Source organism: Streptomyces sp. NPDC017095 (assembly GCF_044332325.1).
GTDB lineage: Bacteria > Actinomycetota > Actinomycetes > Streptomycetales > Streptomycetaceae > Streptomyces.
Genome location: NZ_JBIROU010000002.1, coordinates 663,470 through 682,873, shown reverse-complemented (window position 1 = coordinate 682,873; position 19,404 = coordinate 663,470). Strand labels below are relative to the sequence as shown.

Here is a 19,404-nt window from a genome sequence, read left to right as displayed (position 1 = left end):
TATCCGGAAAGACCGCGGCCGGATACGTCACCCGGCCGCACCCTGCCGCTGTGCAGAACGTCAAACTTCACCACTCGGTTTTGTACACATACGGCTCATGACGGAGTCCGGGTGCGGAGCGATAGCCTTGTGGCGTGATCAGCGCGATAGCTCGCGGGTGCGATCCTGCCCCCGCCCTGCGCCCGGGTTGCACGGAGCACCTCCGTGGCCGGGCGGCGGTCGCTGGTCTTCGCGGGCGGGACGGGGGCGCCGATGCCCCCGGGGCGCCGAGGACGGTCCGGGCCGCGGCGGTGCCGAGAGCAGCGTCACATCCGGCGGACGTCACGACAATGGCCGAAATCCCCCCGCTCATCTCATCTCGCGGCATACCGTCGGAACAGACCGGACACCCCGGGCCGTGGCGTTGTGTCGAGAGGGACGAGACAGAACTTCCTTCTACGTCACGCAACGGCGCGCGACAGGAGTCAGAGGACAATGCAGACCAAGCTGGACGAAGCCAAGGCCGAGCTGCTCGAGAGGGCCGCCCGGGTAGCTGAGAACAGCCCGGCCGGGGGGCATCTACCGACCGGGACGACGAGCGAGGGCACCCCCGGCACCCCGGACAGCGTGCTCGCGTTCCTCCAGCGCTACTACCTGCACACCGCCCCGGAGGACCTCGCCGACCGCGACCCGGTCGACGTCTTCGGCGCCGCGGTCTCGCACTACCGGCTCGCCGAGAACCGCCCGCAGGGCACCGCGAACGTCCGGGTGCACACCCCGACCGTGGAGGAGAACGGGTGGACCTGCACGCACACCGTGGTGGAGGTCGTCACCGACGACATGCCCTTCCTCGTGGACTCGGTCACCAATGAGCTGACCCGGCAGGGCCGTGGCATCCACGTCGTCATCCACCCGCAGGTCGTGGTCCGGCGGGACCTGACCGGCAAGCTGATCGAGGTGCTGCCGACCCCGTTCACCGGGCCCCTCGGCGACCTCCCGCACGACGCGCACATCGAGTCCTGGATCCACGTCGAGATCGACCGGGAGACCGACCGCGCCGACCTCAAGCAGATCTCCGCCGACCTGCTGCGCGTCCTGTCCGACGTCCGCGAGGCCGTGGAGGACTGGGAGAAGATGCGGGACGCGGCGATCCGGATCGCCGACGGCATGGAGGACGAGCCCGTCCCCGCCGACCTGCCCCGGCCCGAGGTCGAGGAGGCCCGCGAGCTGTTGCGCTGGCTGTCCGCCGACCACTTCACCTTCCTCGGCTACCGCGAGTACCAGCTGCGCGACGACGACACGCTCGCCGCCGTGCCCGGCACCGGGCTCGGCATACTGCGCTCGGACCCGCACCACGCCGAGGACGACCAGCACCCGGTCAGCCCCTCCTTCGAACGCCTCCCGGCCGACGCCCGCGCCAAGGCCCGCGAGCACAAGCTGCTCGTGCTGACCAAGGCCAACAGCCGGGCCACCGTGCACCGGCCGTCGTACCTGGACTACATCGGCGTCAAGAAGTTCGACGCGGACGGCAACGTCGTCGGCGAGCGCCGTTTCCTCGGCCTGTTCTCCTCCGCCGCGTACACCGAGTCCGTGCGCCGGGTCCCGGTGATCCGCCGCAGGGTCGCCGAGGTGCTGGACCGCGCCGGCTTCTCGGCGCACAGCCACGACGGCCGCGACCTGCTCCAGATCATGGAGACCTACCCGCGCGACGAGCTGTTCCAGACGCCGGTCGCGGAACTCCAGGCCATCGTCACCAGCGTCCTCTACCTCCAGGAGCGCCGCCGGCTGCGGCTGTACCTGCGCCAGGACGAGTACGGCCGCTACTACTCGGCGCTCGTCTACCTCCCGCGCGACCGTTACACCACCGGCGTCCGGCTGCGGATCATCGACATCCTCAAGGAGGAGCTGGGCGGCACCAGCGTCGACTTCACCGCCTGGAACACCGAGTCGATCCTGTCCCGGCTGCACTTCGTCGTCCGGGTCCCGCAGGGCACCGAGCTGCCCGAGCTGTCGGACTCCGACAAGGAGCGCATCGAGACCCGCCTGGTCGAGGCGGCCCGCTCCTGGGCCGACGCGTTCGCCGAGGCGCTGACCGCCGAGTGCGGCGAGGAGCGCGCGGCCGAGGTGCTGCGCCGCTACAACCACGCCTTCCCCGAGGGCTACAAGGCCGACCACAGCCCGCGGGCCGCCGTCGCCGACCTGGTCCACCTGGAGCAGCTCAGCGCGGACAAGGACTTCTCGCTGAGCCTGTACGAGCCGGTGGGCGCCGCCCCCGACGAGCGCCGCTTCAAGATCTACCAGAACGGCGGCACGGTCTCCCTGTCCAAGGTGCTGCCCGTGCTGAGCCGGCTCGGCGTCGAGGTCACCGACGAGCGGCCGTACGAGCTGCGCTGCGCCGACCGCACCACCGCCTGGATCTACGACTTCGGGCTGCGCATGCCGAAGACGCTCGGCGGCGGCAACGGCGACTTCCTGGGCGACGACGGCCGCGCCCGGTTCCAGGACGCCTTCGCCGCGACCTGGACCGGCAAGGCCGAGAACGACGGCTTCAACGCGCTGGTGCTGAGCGCCGGGCTGACCTGGCGGCAGGCGATGGTGCTGCGCGCCTACGCCAAGTACCTGCGGCAGGCCGGCTCGACCTTCTCCCAGGACTACATGGAGGACACCCTCCGCAACAACGTCCACACCACCCGGCTGCTCGTCTCCCTGTTCGAGGCGCGGATGTCGCCGGAGCGGCAGCAGGCCGGCGTGGAGATCACCGACGCGCTGCTGGAGGAGCTGGAAGCGGCCCTGGAGCAGGTCGCCAGCCTGGACGAGGACCGCATCCTGCGCTCCTTCCTCACCGTCATCAAGGCGACCCTGCGCACCAACTTCTTCCAGGAGGCGCCCGGCGGCGAGCCGCACGACTACGTCTCCATGAAGTTCGACCCGCAGGCCATCCCGGACCTGCCCGCGCCGCGCCCGGCGTACGAGATCTGGGTGTACTCGCCGCGGGTGGAGGGCGTGCACCTGCGCTTCGGCAAGGTCGCGCGCGGCGGTCTGCGCTGGTCCGACCGGCGCGAGGACTTCCGCACGGAGATCCTCGGCCTGGTCAAGGCGCAGATGGTGAAGAACACCGTCATCGTGCCGGTCGGCGCCAAGGGCGGCTTCGTCGCCAAGCAACTGCCCGACCCGGGCGTGGACCGCGACGCGTGGCTGGCCGAGGGCATCGCCAGCTACCGCACGTTCATCTCCGCGCTGCTCGACATCACCGACAACATGGTGGCCGGCGAGGTCGTACCGCCGCAGGACGTGGTGCGCCACGACGGCGACGACACCTATCTGGTGGTCGCCGCCGACAAGGGCACCGCGACCTTCTCGGACATCGCCAACGACGTCGCGGACACCTACCGTTTCTGGCTCGGCGACGCCTTCGCCTCCGGCGGCTCGGCCGGCTACGACCACAAGGGCATGGGCATCACCGCCCGCGGCGCCTGGGAGTCCGTCAAGCGGCACTTCCGCGAGCTGGGCGTGGACACGCAGAGCGAGGACTTCACGGTCGTCGGCATCGGCGACATGTCCGGTGACGTGTTCGGCAACGGCATGCTGCTGTCCGAGCACATCCGCCTGGTCGCCGCCTTCGACCACCGGCACATCTTCATCGACCCCACCCCGGACGCGGCCACCTCCTACGCCGAGCGCCGCCGCCTGTTCGAGCTGCCCCGCTCCAGCTGGGCCGACTACGACACCCGGCTGCTGTCGGCGGGCGGCGGGATCTTCCCGCGCAGCGCCAAGTCGATCACGCTGAACGCGCACATCCGGCAGGCGCTGGGCATCGAGGAGAAGATCTCCAAGATGACCCCCGCCGACCTGATGAAGACGATCCTCAAGGCGCCGGTCGACCTGCTGTGGAACGGCGGCATCGGCACATACGTGAAGGCGTCGACGGAGTCGAACGCGGACGTCGGCGACAAGGCCAACGACGCCATCCGCGTCGACGGCAGGGACCTGCGGGCCAAGGTCGTCGGCGAGGGCGGCAACCTGGGCCTGACCCAGCTCGGCCGGATCGAGTTCGCCCTGCTCGGCGGCAAGATCAACACCGACGCGATCGACAACAGCGCCGGCGTGGACACCTCCGACCACGAGGTGAACATCAAGATCCTGCTGAACGGCCTGGTCGCGGACGGCGACATGACCGTCAAGCAGCGCAACAAGCTGCTCGCCGAGATGACCGACGAGGTCGGCGCGCTGGTCCTGCGCAACAACTACGCGCAGAACACCGCCCTGGCCAACGCCCTGTTCCAGGCCAAGGACATGCTCCACGCCCAGCAGCGCTTCCTGCGCCACCTGGTGCGCGAGGGCCACCTGGACCGGGCGCTGGAGTTCCTGCCGACCGACCGGCAGATCCGGGAGCGCCTCGCCCAGAGCCAGGGCCTGACCAGCCCGGAGACGGCCGTCGTGCTGGCGTACACGAAGATCACGGTGGCCGAGGAGCTGCTGCACACCTCGCTGCCGGACGACCCGTACCTGCGCGGGCTGCTGCACGCCTACTTCCCGGCGCCGCTGCGCGAGCGGTTCGCCGACGCCATCGACAACCACCCGCTGCGCCGCGAGATCACCACGACGGTGCTGGTCAACGACACGGTCAACACGGGCGGTACGACGTATCTGCACCGGCTGCGGGAGGAGACCGGCGCCTCCCTGGAGGAGATCGTCCGCGCCCAGACCGCGGCCCGCGCGATCTTCTCCTCGGCCCCGGTGTGGGACGCGGTGGAGGCGCTGGACAACAAGGTCGACGCGGCCGTCCAGACCCGCATCCGGCTGCACTCGCGCCGGCTGGTCGAGCGCGGCACGCGCTGGCTGCTGAACAACCGGCCGCAGCCGCTCCAGCTCGCCGAGACGGTGGAGTTCTTCGCCGACCGGGTCGAGCGGGTCTGGCAGGAACTGCCGAAGCTGCTGCGCGGCGCGGACCTGGAGTGGTACCAGCACGTGTACGACGAGCTGTCCGCGGCCGGCGTCCCGGACGAGGTGGCCGCGCGGGTGGCCGGGTTCTCCTCCGCCTTCCCGACGCTCGACATCGTGTCGGTGGCCGACCGCACGGGCAAGGAGCCGCTGGACGTCGCCGAGGTCTACTACGACCTCGGCGACCGGCTGGGCATCACCCAGCTCATGGACCGCATCATCGAGCTGCCCCGCGCCGACCGCTGGCAGTCCATGGCCCGCGCCTCGATCCGCGAGGACCTGTACGCGGCGCACGCGGCCCTCACCGCGGACGTCCTCGCGGCGGGCGACGGCACCTCGACGCCGGAGCAGCGGTTCGCGGCGTGGGAGGAGAAGAACGCCCCGATCCTCAGCCGGGCCCGCACCACCCTGGAGGAGATCCGCAGCTCGGACTCGTTCGACCTCGCCAACCTGTCGGTGGCGATGCGCACGATGCGGACGCTGCTGCGCACGCACGCGTAGCCGCTGCGGCGTGACAGGCGCCCCGGGCCCGCCGTGGCCCGGGGCGCCTTCGCCGTGTCCGGGCGGTAGGGTCGGTGGACCATGCACACCGTGCCGTCCGAAACCGAGCGGGAGCGCCGTACGGCACCGGCGCGCACCCCGGCGGCCCGCGCTGGCCGGGTGTCGGCGCGCGCCGCGGCGGCGCTCGTCGTGGTGCTGCTGCTCCTGGTCGTCGTCCGCCTGCCGTGGGCCGGTGACCTCGGCATGCACGCGGCCACCCTCCAGCGGCTCCGGCACAGCCTGACGCACCCGGGCGATCCGCTGGTCGACGCCGGCACGCCGAGCCCGTACTACTCGCCGTGGATGCTGCTCCTGGGTCTGGTCGCCCGGCTGACCGGGCTCTCCGTCTTCGTGGTGCTGCGCCTGGCCGCGCTCGCCGGGCTGGCCCTGCTGGTGACCGGCGTGCGGCGCTACGTCCGCACCCTCACCGCCCACCCGGCCGCTCCCGCGCTGGCCCTGCTGAGCCTGCTGTTCCTGTGGGGCCCGGCGCTGTTCGACTGGAGCGGCTTCCTCGGTCTGCACTCCCTGGCGCTGACGGTCTCGTACCCGAGCGTGTGCGCGCTCGGACTCACCTTCCACTTCTGGGCGTGGCTGACGCGGACGGCACGCGGGCCGGCCGGGTGGGGGCCGGTGCTCGGGCTGGGGGTGCTGTGGGCGGTGATCCTGCTGTGCCACCAGTTCACCGGGGTGGTGGCGTCCCTCGGCGCGACGGCCGTGATCGTCGCGGCCCGGCCGGCGCGCGGGACCCTGCTGCGGCTCGGCGCCGGGCTGGTGCCGGGGCTGCTGGTGCTGTGGCTGTGGCCGTACTACGACTTCTTCGCGCTGTTCTCCGCGGGCGGGGACCTGGAGGCCATCCACCGCTCGCTGTACCGGGACCCGGCCGGACGGTTCGGGTTCGCGGCGCTCGGGGTGGCGGCGCTGGTGCCGCGGTGGCGCCGGGACCGCCGGGACGCGCTCGTGGTGTTCTTCCTGCTCGGCGCGGCGGTGTGCGCGGCGGGCGGACTGACGGGCCACTACTCCTGGGGCCGCGCCCTGCCCGCCGCGCTGATCCCGGCGCAGCTCGCCGCCGCGCTGGAGGCGGTGTCGGCGGGACGGCGGGCGGTGCGCCGGGGGTGGGCGTGCGTGCTGCTCGCCGCGCTGGCGGCGGGGGCGTGGACGCAGGCCGGGACGCTGGGGTACGTGGTGGACCGGGACGCGCTGCCCGGGGTGGTCGCGGCCAAGTACCGGGCGCCGTGGGCGGGCTGCCAGTGGATGGTGCGGGCGGGGCTGCGGTACGGCGATGTGGTGATGGCGCGCACGTTCCCGGCCCGGCAGCTCCCCGCGTACGGGGCGTACACCGTGGCGCCCGGCTACCCGGACCTGTTCCTGCGGGACGCCGGTCGGCGGGAGGCGGCGGTCGCGCGCTACTACGCGGGCGGGACGGACGCGGCCGGGCGGCGGGACATCCTGCGGGAGTACGGGGCGCGCTGGGTCGTGGACGGCCCCCCGGCACCGTGGCTCCGCAAGGCGGCCGTAGGACCGGGCGGCCGGACCCTGTACCGGGTGCTGCCCTAGGGCCTCTCGTTCGGCCCGGTCCAGACGAAGGACCCTGGGCCGCGCCGCGGGAACCCGCTCAGGCCGCGCGGGTCCTCACCTCAGGGCGCTCGTCACCAGCCGCGCGGCGTTGCGCACCGCCGGGCGCGCCACCCGGCGGGACAGCGGGCGGATCACCCGGGCCGTCACGCCCAGCGGGCGCCAGCGGAACTGGAGGCGGCCGGGATCGCGGCCCTCCGGTTCCGCGGTGACGAGGTGGTTGCCGAGCCGGACCCGGCGCGCCGGGAAGTCCGGCGGGGCGAGCAGCACGCCCGCGTTGGCCAGGCCCTGCTGGTTCAGGCGGACCACGGGGTGCCGGACGCCCTCGAAGCCCTGGAGCGGGAGCGAGGCGGTGGCGAGGTCGAGGCGGACCGTGCCCTCGAAGACGCCGGGGCGGACCGGGTCCAGACGGAAGGGGACCGTCAGCCGGCGTCTGCCGGGCGTCAGCAGCAGGGCGGCGCGCTGGGGGCCCACGGGCAGCCGGAGCCCGGGGTCGTGGGTGCGGACCGTGAGCGTCAGGACCGCTCCCGCGCCGTACGCCAGGGATGTGATCTCGTGGCGGAACAGGGCGGTGGGGAACGGCCGGGTCTCCAGCTCCAGTTCGGACAGGTCCAGCTCGCGCCGGGCGCGCTCGGTGGCGGGCGGTGTGTCGCCCCAGTACGGGACGCCCGCGCCGTCCGTCGTCACCTGCCGCGGCGCCACCGCGTGCCCCAGCGCGCGCGCCGCCTGCCGTACCTCCTCCGTGCGGCCCTGGCGCAGCAGCTCCAGCACCACCCGCTCGGCCCGCGGCAGCCTGGCGTAGGCGCCGGGGGAGAGGGTGTCCAGGTAGGGGTTCACGATCCCGGCGAAGGACGCCAGCCACGCGTCGTCCCGGTAGGGCAGGTCACCGGCGTACATGCGGAAGTCGTGCTTGAGGAACTTGTAGTCCTTGTCCTCCCGCAGCCCCGCGTGCCCGCTGCCGGCCAGGAAGTCGTCGATCAGCCGCTGGACGTGGACGCGGTCGCGGACGTTGGAGAGCTTGTGCCGCTGGTTGGAGATGGAGGCGGCGGCGGCCGCGGCGAACGGCTCGATGTACCAGACGTAGACCGGGTCCGGGATGATCGTGAACGCCTCGGCCAGGCAGTACGCCTGCGCCGAGAAGAGCTGGTCCTCGTAGTGGATGCCCTCGGGGAAGCGGAGCCGGTGGCGGTCCAGGAAGGTGCGGGCGTACATCTTGCTGGTCGACAGGTGCTCGAACAGCAGCCGCGGGTCCTGCTCGATGCCCTCCAGCGTGCGGCGCTCGGCGACCAGGTGGGGCATCCACGTCGTACGGCGGCCGTTGTCCACCCGGACCCGGCGCACCGCGCCCATGGTGAAGTCCACCTCGCGTTCCCGGTGGGCGGCGAGCAGCGACTCGACCGCGCGCGGCGGGAGTTCGTCGTCGCTGTCCAGGAACATCAGGTACGGCGCCCGGGCGATCTCGACGGCCCGGTTGCGCGGCGCGCTGCATCCGCCGCTGTTCTCCGGCAGCCGGAGGTAGCGGATGCGGTGGTCCTGGGCGGCCAGCCGCCGGGCCACCTCGGGCGTGCCGTCCGTCGAGTGGTCGTCGCTGATGACGATCTCGATGTTCGCGTGGGTCTGCGCGCGCAGGGAGGCGACCGCGCGGGGCAGGCGGGCGGCGTCGTTGTAGACGATGACCGTCACCGTGACGTCGGGGCGGGTCATGCCGTGGCCTCCTCGGGGGTCGGGGCGGGGCGGCGGTCCTCGACGGGGAGCACCGGGGGCAGTGCCTCCTCCGGTTCGCCGAGGAAGACCCGCCGTACGACCCGTTCGGCGGCGCGTCCGTCGTCGTACTCGCAGAACCGGCGCCGGAACGCGGCCCGCGCCTTGGCCGCGCTGTCGTCGCGCCAGGCCCCGGAGAGGAGGATCTCGGCGAGCTCCTCCTGGGTGCGGGCGACCTGGCCGGGGTGGTCGGCCATCAGGTCGAAGTAGACGCCCCGGGTGGTGCGGTAGGTCTCCCAGTCGTCGGCGTAGATCACGATCGGGCGGTCCAGGTTGGCGTAGTCGAACATGATCGACGAGTAGTCCGTGACCAGCGCGTCGGCGGCCAGGCACAGCTCCTCGACCGGGTCGTAGCCGGAGACGTCGATGATGCGGCCGGAGCGGCGCAGACCGGTCAGCGGGGAGGCGGCGCCGCCGTAGAAGTAGTGGGCGCGGACCAGCAGGACGGTGTCCTCGCCGAGCCGGTCGGCGAGGGCGGCGAGGTCGAGGCGCGGGGTGAAGCCGGCCTCGTAGTCGCGGTGGGTGGGGGCGTAGAGGACGGCGGTCCGGCCGGGGGCGATGCCGAGCCGGGCGCGGGCGGCGCGGACGTCGGCGGCGGTGGCCGTGTAGTAGACGTCGTTGCGCGGATAGCCGTGGTCCAGCGAGGTGTAGCGGGACGGGTAGGCGCGTTCCCACATACGGGTGGAGTGGCTGTTGGCGCTGACGCTGTAGTCCCACTTGTCGACGCGGGCCAGCAGGGCGGCGAAGTCCAGGCCCTTGGCGGCGGCCGGGTGGTCCATCTGGTCCAGGCCCATGCGTTTGAGCGGGGTGCCGTGGTGGGTCTGGAGGTGGACGGCGTCCGGGCGTTTGACCACCGCGTTCGGGAAGTTGACGTTGTTCGTCAGGTACTTGGCGGTGGCCAGGGTCTCCCAGTAGCGGCGGGTGCCGGGCACCACGTGGTCGGTGCCGGGCGGCAGCAGGGCCGCGTTCTCCTTGCTCACCACCCACACGCGGCGCATGTGCGGGGCGAGTTCGGCGAGTTTCGCGGCGATCGCGGCCGGGTTGCAGGCGACCCCCCGGTCCCAATAGGCCGCGAACACGGCGAGCTCGGGGTCCACCGGGCGGCTCAGCGCCCGGCGGTACTGCTGGTCGCGGACCTTGGCGCCCAGCTGCCGCTTGCGGGCCCGTACGGTCTGGCGGGCGGCGCGGCGGGCGCGGTTGGCGGTCTGGAACGCGCGGTACTTGGCGTACGCGCCCTCCTCCAGCAGCGCGTGCCGTACGCCGTCCAGCCCGGGCGGGTGCCGGTGGCCCTCGGGCCGCCAGCGGACCGCGGCCAGGGAGGCGCGGCGGAAGAACTCGCGGGCCACCGGGTCGGGCAGGTCCTCGCGGGCGAAGGTGCGCACCAGCTCGCGGACCATCAGGTCGTACAGCACCGTGTGCGGGGCGCGGCGGCCGCGGGTGAGCGGGAGCAGCGACTCGTAGCGGTCGACGAGCGCGAGCCGGTCCTCGGGGGCGCGCGGCGGCAGGCTCTCCGGGCGCAGCACACGGTGTTCGTACGCCGTCTGGTTCAGGCAGGCGACCCGGCCGGCGCGCAGCAGGGCCGCGTGGGCGGCGCGCGGCTCGTCGTCGGTGGCCAGGTGGTCCCGGTGGGCCTGCCAGAACGCGGCGCGCAGGGCGCGGTTGCCGAGCAGCGGGGTGAGCCGCAGCAGGTCGGGGGTCTCGTCCAGGGGGCGGGCGGCCCGGCCGGCGGCGGCCAGGTGGCGGCCGTCGCGGGAGGGCCTGGCGGCGGTCTGCCAGGTGGTGGTGACGTGGTCGAAGAGGAGGACGTCGACGGGGCCGGCGTCGTCCGGGGCGTCCAGTTCCGCGGTCCGCTCGACGATCAGGCGGGGCGCGCCGGCCGGCAGGCCGTCCCTGGCGTGGACGAAGTGCAGCCAGCGGCCGGACGCGCGGTCGGCGCCGGCCGCGCGGGCCGCCGCGTCACCGGTGCCGTCCGGCAGCGCCACGACGGTCGTCTCCGGTGCCCGGCGCTCGGCCGTCTCCCGCGCCCAGTCGCCGACCGCGGCGACGATCACCTCGGTGTCGGGCAGCGGACGGGCCGCCAGGGAGTCCAGCAGCCCGGCCAGATGCCCCTGTGCGTTCGGCCCGTAGACGATCACACTCAGCTGGGGCATCGCGGGGGACTCCTTCGGCTCGACGGCTCCGGGCGCACCTTTTCCCACATAGTGGCACCAAGGCAGTGAAAGGGATAATCGCACCGGCTGGAGGGGTACAGCTCAGGACGGAAGAGGGACTTTCGGCGCCGCGGGTTTCCTCGGGGCGGGCTTCTTCTCGCCGGTGAAGGCCTCGTACTCCTTCATGACCTCCTCCGTCGGCCCGTCCATGCGCAGTTCGCCCCGCTCCAGCCACAGCACCCGCTCGCAGGTGTCGCGGATCGACTTGTTGTTGTGGCTGACCAGGAACACCGTGCCGGCGTGCTGCCGCAGCTCGCGGATCCGCGCCTCCGACCGCCGCTGGAAGGAGCGGTCGCCGGTGGCCAGCGCCTCGTCGATGAGCAGGACGTCGTGGTCCTTCGCGGCGGCGATGGAGAAGCGCAGCCGGGCCGCCATGCCGGAGGAGTAGGTGCGCATCGGCAGGGTGATGAAGTCGCCCTTCTCGTTGATGCCGGAGAAGTCGACGATGTCCTGGTAGCGCTCCTTGATCTGCTCCCGGGCCATGCCCATGGCGAGACCGCCGAGGAAGACGTTCCGCTCGCCGGTGAGGTCGTTCATCAGGGCCGCGTTGACGCCCAGCAGGGACGGCTGGCCGTCGGTGTAGATGTGCCCGTTCTCCACCGGGAGCAGCCCGGCGACCGCCTTGAGCAGGGTCGACTTGCCGGACCCGTTGGTGCCGATGAGCCCGACGGCCTCGCCCCGGTACGCGACGAACGACACGTTCCGCACCGCGTGCACCCGGCGCACCCCGGCCGCCTTCTCGGCCCGCTCGCGGCGCAGGATGCGGTTGAGGGCGGCGGTGGCGGAGCCGCGGCCGGCGCCGGTGCCGTTGACGCGGTAGACGATGTCGACGCGGTCGGCGACGACGGTGGGGATCTTCTCTGCGGTGTGCTCAGCCACGGCCGTACGTCTCCTCAGCCTTCCAGAAGTAGATGAAGCCGCCGATGCCGGCGAGCAGCGCCCAGCCGACGGCCGCCGCCCAGACGTGCGGCGGCAGTTGGTGGGCGTGGAAGCTGTCGATCAGCGCGAACCGCATCAGGTCGATGTAGACGGCGGCCGGGTTGATCTGCAGCAGGACGGTGACGAGGTGCGGCAGGTGGTCGTGCTCGGTGATCTTGTCGATGCTCCACATCACACCGGACACGTACATCCAGGTGCGCAGCACGAACGGCATGAGCTGGGCGATGTCCGGGGTCTTGGCGCCCATCCGCGCCACGATCATGGACACGCCCGCGTTGAAGGTGAACTGGAGCACGAGCGCCGGCAGCGCCAGGATCCAGGAGGCGGCGACCGGCACGCCGAAGCAGAGCAGGATGACGACCAGCGCGCACATGGAGAACAGGAGCTGCTGGAGCTGCTGGAGCGCGAAGGAGATCGGCAGGGCCGCGCGCGGGAAGTGCAGGGCGCGCACCAGGCCGAGGTTGCCGGAGATCGCCCGGGTGCCCGCCATGATCGAACTCTGCGTGAACGTCCAGATGAAGACGCCCGTGACCAGGAACGGCACATAGTCGGGCACGTTGTGCTTGGTGCCGAGCAGCACGCCGAAGATGAAGTAGTAGACCGCCGCGTTCAGCAGCGGGGTCATGACCTGCCAGACCTGGCCCAGCTTCGCCTGGCTGTACTGCGCGGTGAGCTTGGCGGTGGCGAAGGCGCCGATGAAGTGGCGCCGGGCCCACAGTTGGCGGACGTACTCCGGCAGGGAGGGCCGGGCGCCGCTGACGGACAGGCCGTGCCGGGCCGCCAGCGCCGCGAGATCGTCGCCGGCCGGGGCCTGGGTGGGGGGCGGTGTGTCGAGGACCTGGCTCACATCCGCTGCTTTCGCTCGGGGGAGGGGGTGCCGCGGCCGACTCTCGCCGGGAGCCGCCGCGTCCGTCCCGTCGTACGGCGTTTCCTTACGCTCTTCTTCACGTTCTCTTACGACGGGACGGGACCGTATCGTCGTGACGTGAGCGTAGGCCCAACCGACGTCGGAACGCAACCGTCTCGTCGTCACGCCCTATGCTGGGGGTATGACCACGAACGCCGCCGCCTCCGCCGACGAGCCGCCGGCGCGTCCGGCCCGCCGGGCGCCCGCCGGGGCCGCCGTGCTCCGGCAGGACGTGACCGAGGCCATCCGGGCGGCGGTCTTCGAGGAACTGGCCGCCGCCGGCTACGCGCGCATGTCCATCGAGGGCATCGCCCGCCGGGCCGGCGTCGGCAAGACGGCGGTGTACCGGCGCTGGCGCTCCAAGCTCCACCTGGTCCTGGACGTGGTCTCCGCGCTGGCCGTGACCGGCTTCCCGGTCCCCGACACCGGCTCCCTGGAAGGCGATCTGCGCCTGCTGTACGAGGTCACCTCGCGCGCCCTGCGCCACCCCGTGGCCTCCCAGGTCATCCCCGACCTCCAAGCCGAGGCCGCCCGCAACCCCGACCTCGCCGAGGCCTTCCAGAAGGCCCTGCGGGACGGCCAGGAGGGCGTGGCCAGCCGGATCGTGGCGGCGGCCGAGGAGCGCGGCGAACTGCGCCCCGGGATCGACACCGACGTGGCCCTGGACCTGATCTCCGGCCCGCTCTACTGGCGCTCGGTGGTCATCCGCGCGCCGAAACCGCCGAAGGGCTACCTGGAACGGCTGGCCAGGGCCACGGCCGGGGCGCTCAAGGCGCTGTGACCGCGCCGGCCGCGCCCCTGCCCCGGCGCAGCAGGCGGTGGAGCCGGCCGCGCAGCACCCGGAGCACTCCGCCCGGGCCGGTCGCCACCCGCACGGCCAGCGCACCGGAGTGCGTGGCGTACGGCTGCACCAGGAGTACGCCGTGCACGGCGCTCGGGACGGCGCGGCGGCGCAGTCGGCCGGGGCCTGCAAGCGCGTGCGCCGTGACCTCGCGCCCGGTGCCGTCCGCGAACCGGAGCGTCAGCCGCAGATCCCAGGTGCCCGAACCGAGCCCGGCCAGGTCCACGGGGACCTCCGCCGTCCAGGTGTCCGCCGCCGAGGGCGTGAGCGCCGCGGCCGTACGCCCGCGTGTCCGGTCGTCCTCGCGCGCCTGCCAGACGACCTCCACCTCGCGCGGGGCCGCCCCGGCCACCGTCCCGTACAGCTCGTGCAGCCGCAGGCGCAGCAGCGCGGCGCGCGCGCCCGGGCGCAGTGCGGCGTCGACCGCGAGCGGCAGCGCGGCGACGGGCGCGGTCAGCAGCGGGGCCAGCGAGACCTCGGGAAGGCCGGCGGACCAGACCGGGGCACCCTCGCGGTCACGGGCGTAGGGCGGGAGCAGGCGGGCCGGGCGGGCGGCGAGTTCGCGCAGGCGGTCCAGGTCGCGGGGCTCGGGCGACGCCAGCACCACCCGGCCGAGCACATGCCCCGGGGCGGCGGGGTGGCTCTCCCAGTCGGCCGTGTCGTAGCGCGCGAGGTACGCCCGGGTGCGGGTCCACCACTCGCGCTGGTAGCGCGCGTCGTGGAGCACCAGTTCACGGGCGTACATGCGCACCTCGTGGTCGAGGAACTTGGCGCGCGCCGCCCGCGCCAGCTCCTTCTGCCCGGCGCCCAGCAGGGTGTCGTACGCCAGCGCGCACGCCTCGACGCGCGCCGTCCAGTTCCCGATGTGCCCCCGGTCCAGGGAGAGCGACAGCCGCTCGGCCGACCGGCGCACCTGCCACACGTACACCCGGTCCGCGACGAGCGCGACGCGCGGGCTCGCGGCCAGCACGCGGGCGGTGAAGACGATGTCCTCGTAGAGGAAGCGGCCCTCGGGGAAGCGGATGCCGTGGGCGCGCAGGAAGTCGGTGCGGTACAGCTTGTTGACGCACAGCGTGTCGTGGACCAGGCGGGGGCGCTCGGCGGGGCGCGCGAGGACGGTGTGCGCCGTGTAGAGGGGAGCCTGCCAGGGCTGTTCGCGCCCCGACGGCAGCTCCCGGCGCACGCACAGACCGCTCGCGACCTCCGCGCGCGCCCGGGTGGCCGCCGTCAGCAGCGCGTCCACCGCGCCGGGCGGCAGCACGTCGTCGCTGTCGAGGAACATCACGTACGGCGCCGTCGCCTCCTCGACACCGGTGTTGCGCGGGGTGCCGCAGCCGCCGCTGTTCACGCTCCGGCGCACCACCCGCAGCCGTGGCTCGCCGGCGGCCAGCCGGGCGAGCAGGCCGTCGCTGCCGTCGGTGGAGCAGTCGTCCACGGCGATCACCTCGGCGACCGCGGGGCCCTGCGCGAGCGCCGAACGCACGGCGTCGGCGACATGGGCGCGGTCGTTGTAGCCGATGACGACCACGGCGACCCGGGGCGCCGTGGTCGGCTCGGACGCGGGCGCCGGCGGTGCCGGACGGGGGTCACGCGGTTCTGGGTGCATGGTGTCCATGGGCCAGGAGCGTCGGGACGTCCGCCGATACCCCGCTACGGGGCACTGAGTGCTCGCTCCGGTAGACGGCCGGCGCCGGGCCGGGGTTCCGTCACCGGCACGGTCTTTCCGGCCGGCGGCCGCGCGGCCCGCCACAGCCGGGCGAAGGACAGCACGGCGGCGGCGGCCAGCAGCCCGTTGCGGGCCAGCATCAGCAGGCATCCGGCCCAGGTGCCGTCGACCACCTCGCGGTAGTACACCGGGAACGCCACGGTGCTCAGCGCGGACGCCGCCAGGACCAGCGCCGCCACCGGCCGCTGGCTGGTGTGGCGCGAGGTCAGGCACACGGCGGCCAGTCCGATCAGCCAGATCATGTACTGCGGGCTGATGACCCGGCTGGTGACCGTGAACAGCAGCACCGCGCTCAGCGCCGCGTCGTACGGCGTGGCCTCGCTCCAGCGCCGGGCCCGCGCCCGCCACAGCACCAGCAGCCCCAGCGACAGGGCCGACAGCGCGAGGGAGACGGCGGCGACGGCGTGCACCTGCGGGCCGACCAACTCCACCGCGCCGTACTGGTAGCGGGTCCGGCCCGGCCAGCCGGCGTGCCGGGCCAGGCTGAGCACCGTCCCGCCGAGCGACTCGACCTGCACGCCCCGGCCGCCCTGTTCGCGCAGGAAGGACAGCGGATGGGTGAAGAAGACGGACAGGACGGCCAGGCACCCCGCGCCGGTCCACACCGCCGACGCCCACGCCGTGCGGGTCGGCCGGCCCCGGGGCGTGCCCAGCAGCACCAGCGCCGGCCACACCTTCACCAGCGCGCCCAGCGCCCCGAGCACCCCGCCCGCGCGCGGGGAGCGCGCCGAGACCAGCAGGGAGAGCACGGCCAGCGCGGTGACCTGCACGTCGTACCGGGCGAGTGGCAGGTGCAGCAGCAGCGGCAGACCGCCCGTCCACAGCGCCGCGCCGAGCAGGCTGCGCCCGGCCGCGGTGCCCGCGCGCACCAGCGCCGCCGCCGTCAGCGCGTCCACGGCCAGGGTGAGCAGCACGAAGGACTGGAAGTACGTCAGGCCCGGCAGCAGACCCGGCGCCAGCAGCACCGCGCCGGCGCCCGGCGGGTACTGCCACAGCGTGTCGTGGTCCGGGAAGGAGCCGTGCGCGAGCACGCCGTACCAGTGGAAGTACAGCCGCCACACCTCCCGGGTCACCGCGCCGCCGCCCGGCAGCCGGGCGGCGCCGTGGACGATCAGCCACAGCATCAGGGCGCGGGTGGTGAGCCACAGGGCGGTGAGGGCGAGGACCGGGCCGGGGGTGACACGGGAACGGTTCATCACATGGGAGCCTAAGCGGTGCGGATGGTGTATCCATGCTGATACGCCGTCAACGGCCGCAAATGTTGGCTAATCGCAAGAGATCGGGCCAGGGTGAACGTCGGGCTTCCTGCGCAACCGCAGTCACGTCGGCCGGCCGGGGCGACCACGGGTGTATCCGGTGCAACGAGCGACCCGCCGCGCCGGCTACGGGCGCCCGCCCGGGAACGGCCGCGCCGGGCCGCCGCCGTGGCGGTGCCCGCGCTGGTGATGCTGGCCCTCGGGCTGTGGCGGCTGGACCGGGGCGGCATGTGGCGCGACGAGGCCGTCAGCTTCCAGGTGGGCCGCCGTACGGTGCCGCAGATCTGGCGGCTGCTGCACGACGTGGACGCGGTGCACGGCCTGTACTACCTGCTGGTGCACGCCGTCCTCGCCGTCCGTCCCGGCGAGGTCGCGCTGCGGCTGCCCTCGGTGTGCGCGGCGGCCGGCACGGCGGCGCTGGTGGCCTCGCTCGGCGCCCGGCTGGTCCGGCCGCGCGTCGGGCTGTGGGCCGGACTGCTCTACGCCGTCACGCCGATGGCCGGCCACTACGCCCAGGAGGGCCGCTCCTACGCCCTCGTCGCGGCCGGCGCCACCGCCGCGACGCTCCTGTTCGTGCGGGCCGTGCGCGGCGGCACCTGGTGGCCGTACGGCGCGGTGCTCGCCCTGACCTGCTGGCTGCACGAGTTCGCCGTCCTGCTGCTCCTCGCCCACGCCGGGTCGCTGGCGCTGGCCCGGGCCGGGGCGCGGGTGTGGCGCGCCTGGGGCGGCACGGCGGCGGCGGTCGTCCTCGCGCTGCTGCCGATGGCGCTGGTGTCGTCGGGGCAGGCCGCGCAACTGGCCTGGCTGCGGGCGCCCACGGGGGACACGGCCGGCGGGCTGCTGCGGAAGTTCCTCGGACCGGCCGACTCGGTGTTCTGGGTGTGTCTCGCGCTGGGAGTGCTGGGGCTGGCGGGGCTGGTCGGGCGCAAGGGCGAGCTGACGTGCCCGGGGGTGGGGCTGCCGGTGATGGTGGTGCCGCCGGCGGTGCTGATGCTGGTCTCCCAGGTGTCACCGCTGTACGTCGACCGGTACGTGCTGTACGCGCTGTCGGGTGCCCCGCTGCTCGTGGCCTGTGGGGCGGAGCGGCTGGCCGGGGCCCTGGCGCGGCTGCCCGCCGGTGCCCTCCGGGCGCCCGCCCGTCCCGCCCCGGGCGACGGCTGCCCGGACGCGGGCGGGACGGATGCGGGCGGGCCGGACACGCGCCCGGGTGTCCCGGGGCGGTCCTCCGCCGTCGCCCTCGCCGGGGTCCTCGCGGTCGTCCTGGCCCTCGTCCACCAGTTCCCGCTGCTGCGGCTGGACCGCGATCCCGGGCGGCGCCCGGACGATCTGGCCGCCGTCTCCCGGGCGGCCGGGCGGGAGGTGGGGGCCGGCCAGGCCGTGGTGTTCGTCCCGGCGGCCCTGCGGAACGCGGCGCTCACCTATCCCCGGCCGTTCCGGGGCACCCGGGACGTGCTGCTGGTGACGGGCGCGGCGGAGTCCGGGACGCTCTACGGACGGGAGGCCGGGGTGGCGGAGGCGCGCCGCAGGCTGGCGGGTCTGGAGCGGGTGTGGGTCGTCGGGGACCGCAGACTGCTGGGCGGCGCCTGGGTCCCGCACGACCCCGTGGAGCGGGCCAAGGCGGCTGTCCTGTGGCAGCAGTTCACGGCGCGCCGGGAGACCGTGCGGGGCTGGATCACCGTACGGCTCTACGTCCGCCCGGTCAGCGCCCCGCCTCCGTCCGCACCGCTTCCGTCCTCGCCGCCTCGGTCCGTCCCGGTTCCGTCCGTGCCGCCTCCGTCCGCGCCGCCGCGTCCAGCGCGGCCGTGAGCCGGTCGAGCCGGTCCCGCAGCGCGCCGATCTCCGCCAGGTCGAACCCGGTCGCCGACCCGATCCGGCGCGGCACCTCCAGCGCGCGCTCGCGCAGTGCCGCGCCCTCCCCGGTGACGCGCACGAGGACCGAGCGCTCGTCCGCCGCGCTGCGCTCGCGCCGTACCAGACCGGCCGCCTCCAGCCGCTTGACCAGCGGGGACAGCGTGCCGGAGTCGAGCCGCAGCCGCTCGCCCAGCTTCTTGACCGGCAGGTCGCCCTCTTCCCACAGCACCAGCATCACCAGGTACTGCGGGTAGGTGAGCCCGAGGTCCTTCAGGACGACGCGGTAGACGCCGTTGAAGGCGCGGGAGGCGGCGTGCAGGGAGAAGCAGATCTGGCGGTCCAGGCGGAGCCACTCCGATTCGGTCATGACTCCAGGATAGCCCTCACCCAATTTGGTTGTGCGCAACTTAATTGTGTGATGTAGTTGGCGGCGCAACGCACCCCGACCCCGAAAGGGATGGTCTCCATGGACGCGCTCTACACCGCCGTCGCCACCGCCACCCACGGCCGCGAGGGCCGCGCCGTCTCCTCCGACGGCAGGATCGACCTGGCCCTGGCCATGCCCGCGGAACTCGGCGGGAACGGCCAGGGCACCAACCCCGAGCAGCTCTTCGCCGCCGGGTACGCCGCCTGCTTCGGCAGCGCCCTCGGGCTGGTCGGCCGCCAGGCGAAGGTCGACGTCAGCGACGCGGCCGTGACCGCCGAGGTGGGCATAGGCAAGCAGGGCGAGGGCTTCGGCCTGAAGGTCACCCTGCGCGTCGAGCTGCCCGACACCGTGGACGAGGAGACCGGCCGCAAGCTGGTCGAGTCCGCCCACCAGGTCTGCCCCTACTCCAACGCCACCCGCGGCAACATCGAGGTCGACCTCGTCGTCGAGTAGC

Annotated in this window: 12 protein-coding genes; 5 read left to right on the top strand and 7 right to left on the bottom strand. The window is 73.6% G+C overall.

Translation table 11 applies throughout. The features are described 5' to 3' along the window. Positions 1-474: 474 nt before the first annotated feature. Positions 475-5,421, top strand: coding sequence for an NAD-glutamate dehydrogenase (locus ACH4OA_RS06050; RefSeq protein WP_397941293.1), 4,947 nt, complete (start codon positions 475-477; stop codon positions 5,419-5,421). Between the two features lie 159 nt (positions 5,422-5,580). Continuing rightward, entirely contained in the window at positions 5,581-7,014 is a 1,434-nt protein-coding gene (locus tag ACH4OA_RS06045; RefSeq protein ID WP_397967873.1) for a hypothetical protein, read from the top strand. A gap of 75 nt (positions 7,015-7,089) precedes the next feature. On the opposite strand, the gene ACH4OA_RS06040 is transcribed toward ACH4OA_RS06045, so the two are convergent. From ACH4OA_RS06040 to ACH4OA_RS06025, 4 genes are all read right to left on the bottom strand, one after another. Continuing rightward, the gene (locus ACH4OA_RS06040) at positions 7,090-8,736 is read right to left on the bottom strand and encodes a glycosyltransferase family 2 protein (protein ID WP_397967830.1); all 1,647 of its coding nucleotides are present in this window, start codon (positions 8,734-8,736) and stop codon (positions 7,090-7,092) included. Then, positions 8,733-10,943, bottom strand: a complete 2,211-nt coding sequence (locus ACH4OA_RS06035) for a CDP-glycerol glycerophosphotransferase family protein (protein WP_397967828.1) — start codon at positions 10,941-10,943, stop codon at positions 8,733-8,735. The genes ACH4OA_RS06040 and ACH4OA_RS06035 overlap by 4 nt, the downstream gene beginning before the upstream one ends. 102 nt (positions 10,944-11,045) lie before the next feature. Beyond that, complete coding sequence (locus ACH4OA_RS06030) at positions 11,046-11,882, bottom strand: ABC transporter ATP-binding protein (protein WP_397941287.1); 837 nt, start codon at positions 11,880-11,882, stop codon at positions 11,046-11,048. After that, positions 11,875-12,789, bottom strand: a complete 915-nt coding sequence (locus tag ACH4OA_RS06025; protein WP_397941285.1) for an ABC transporter permease — start codon at positions 12,787-12,789, stop codon at positions 11,875-11,877. The genes ACH4OA_RS06030 and ACH4OA_RS06025 overlap by 8 nt, the downstream gene beginning before the upstream one ends. A gap of 202 nt (positions 12,790-12,991) precedes the next feature. Here ACH4OA_RS06025 and ACH4OA_RS06020 point away from each other — a divergent pair, with 202 nt between their 5' ends. Next, positions 12,992-13,630, top strand: coding sequence for a TetR/AcrR family transcriptional regulator (locus ACH4OA_RS06020; RefSeq protein ID WP_365882565.1), 639 nt, complete (start codon positions 12,992-12,994; stop codon positions 13,628-13,630). Here the strand turns inward: ACH4OA_RS06020 and ACH4OA_RS06015 are convergent. Together ACH4OA_RS06015 and ACH4OA_RS06010 are read right to left on the bottom strand one after the other, a co-directional pair. After that, positions 13,617-15,305, bottom strand: a complete 1,689-nt coding sequence (locus ACH4OA_RS06015) for a glycosyltransferase family 2 protein (protein ID WP_397967826.1) — start codon at positions 15,303-15,305, stop codon at positions 13,617-13,619. The two genes, ACH4OA_RS06020 and ACH4OA_RS06015, sit on opposite strands and share 14 nt — an antisense overlap. A 35-nt stretch (positions 15,306-15,340) precedes the next feature. After that, a complete protein-coding gene (locus ACH4OA_RS06010; RefSeq protein ID WP_397967825.1) occupies positions 15,341-16,612 on the bottom strand; it encodes a glycosyltransferase family 87 protein in 1,272 nt (423 codons plus the stop codon). A 228-nt stretch (positions 16,613-16,840) separates the two neighbouring features. On the opposite strand from ACH4OA_RS06010, the gene ACH4OA_RS06005 reads away from it, so the two are divergent. Beyond that, positions 16,841-18,478 (top strand): hypothetical protein, encoded by a 1,638-nt coding sequence (locus tag ACH4OA_RS06005; protein WP_397967824.1) that lies wholly within the window; start codon positions 16,841-16,843, stop codon positions 18,476-18,478. Here the strand turns inward: ACH4OA_RS06005 and ACH4OA_RS06000 are convergent. Then, positions 18,372-18,890 (bottom strand): MarR family winged helix-turn-helix transcriptional regulator, encoded by a 519-nt coding sequence (locus ACH4OA_RS06000; protein ID WP_397941279.1) that lies wholly within the window; start codon positions 18,888-18,890, stop codon positions 18,372-18,374. The two genes, ACH4OA_RS06005 and ACH4OA_RS06000, sit on opposite strands and share 107 nt — an antisense overlap. A 99-nt stretch (positions 18,891-18,989) precedes the next feature. Between ACH4OA_RS06000 and ACH4OA_RS05995 the strand changes: the two genes are divergently transcribed. Then, positions 18,990-19,403, top strand: coding sequence for an organic hydroperoxide resistance protein (locus tag ACH4OA_RS05995; RefSeq protein WP_365880771.1), 414 nt, complete (start codon positions 18,990-18,992; stop codon positions 19,401-19,403). Position 19,404 lies beyond the last annotated feature (1 nt).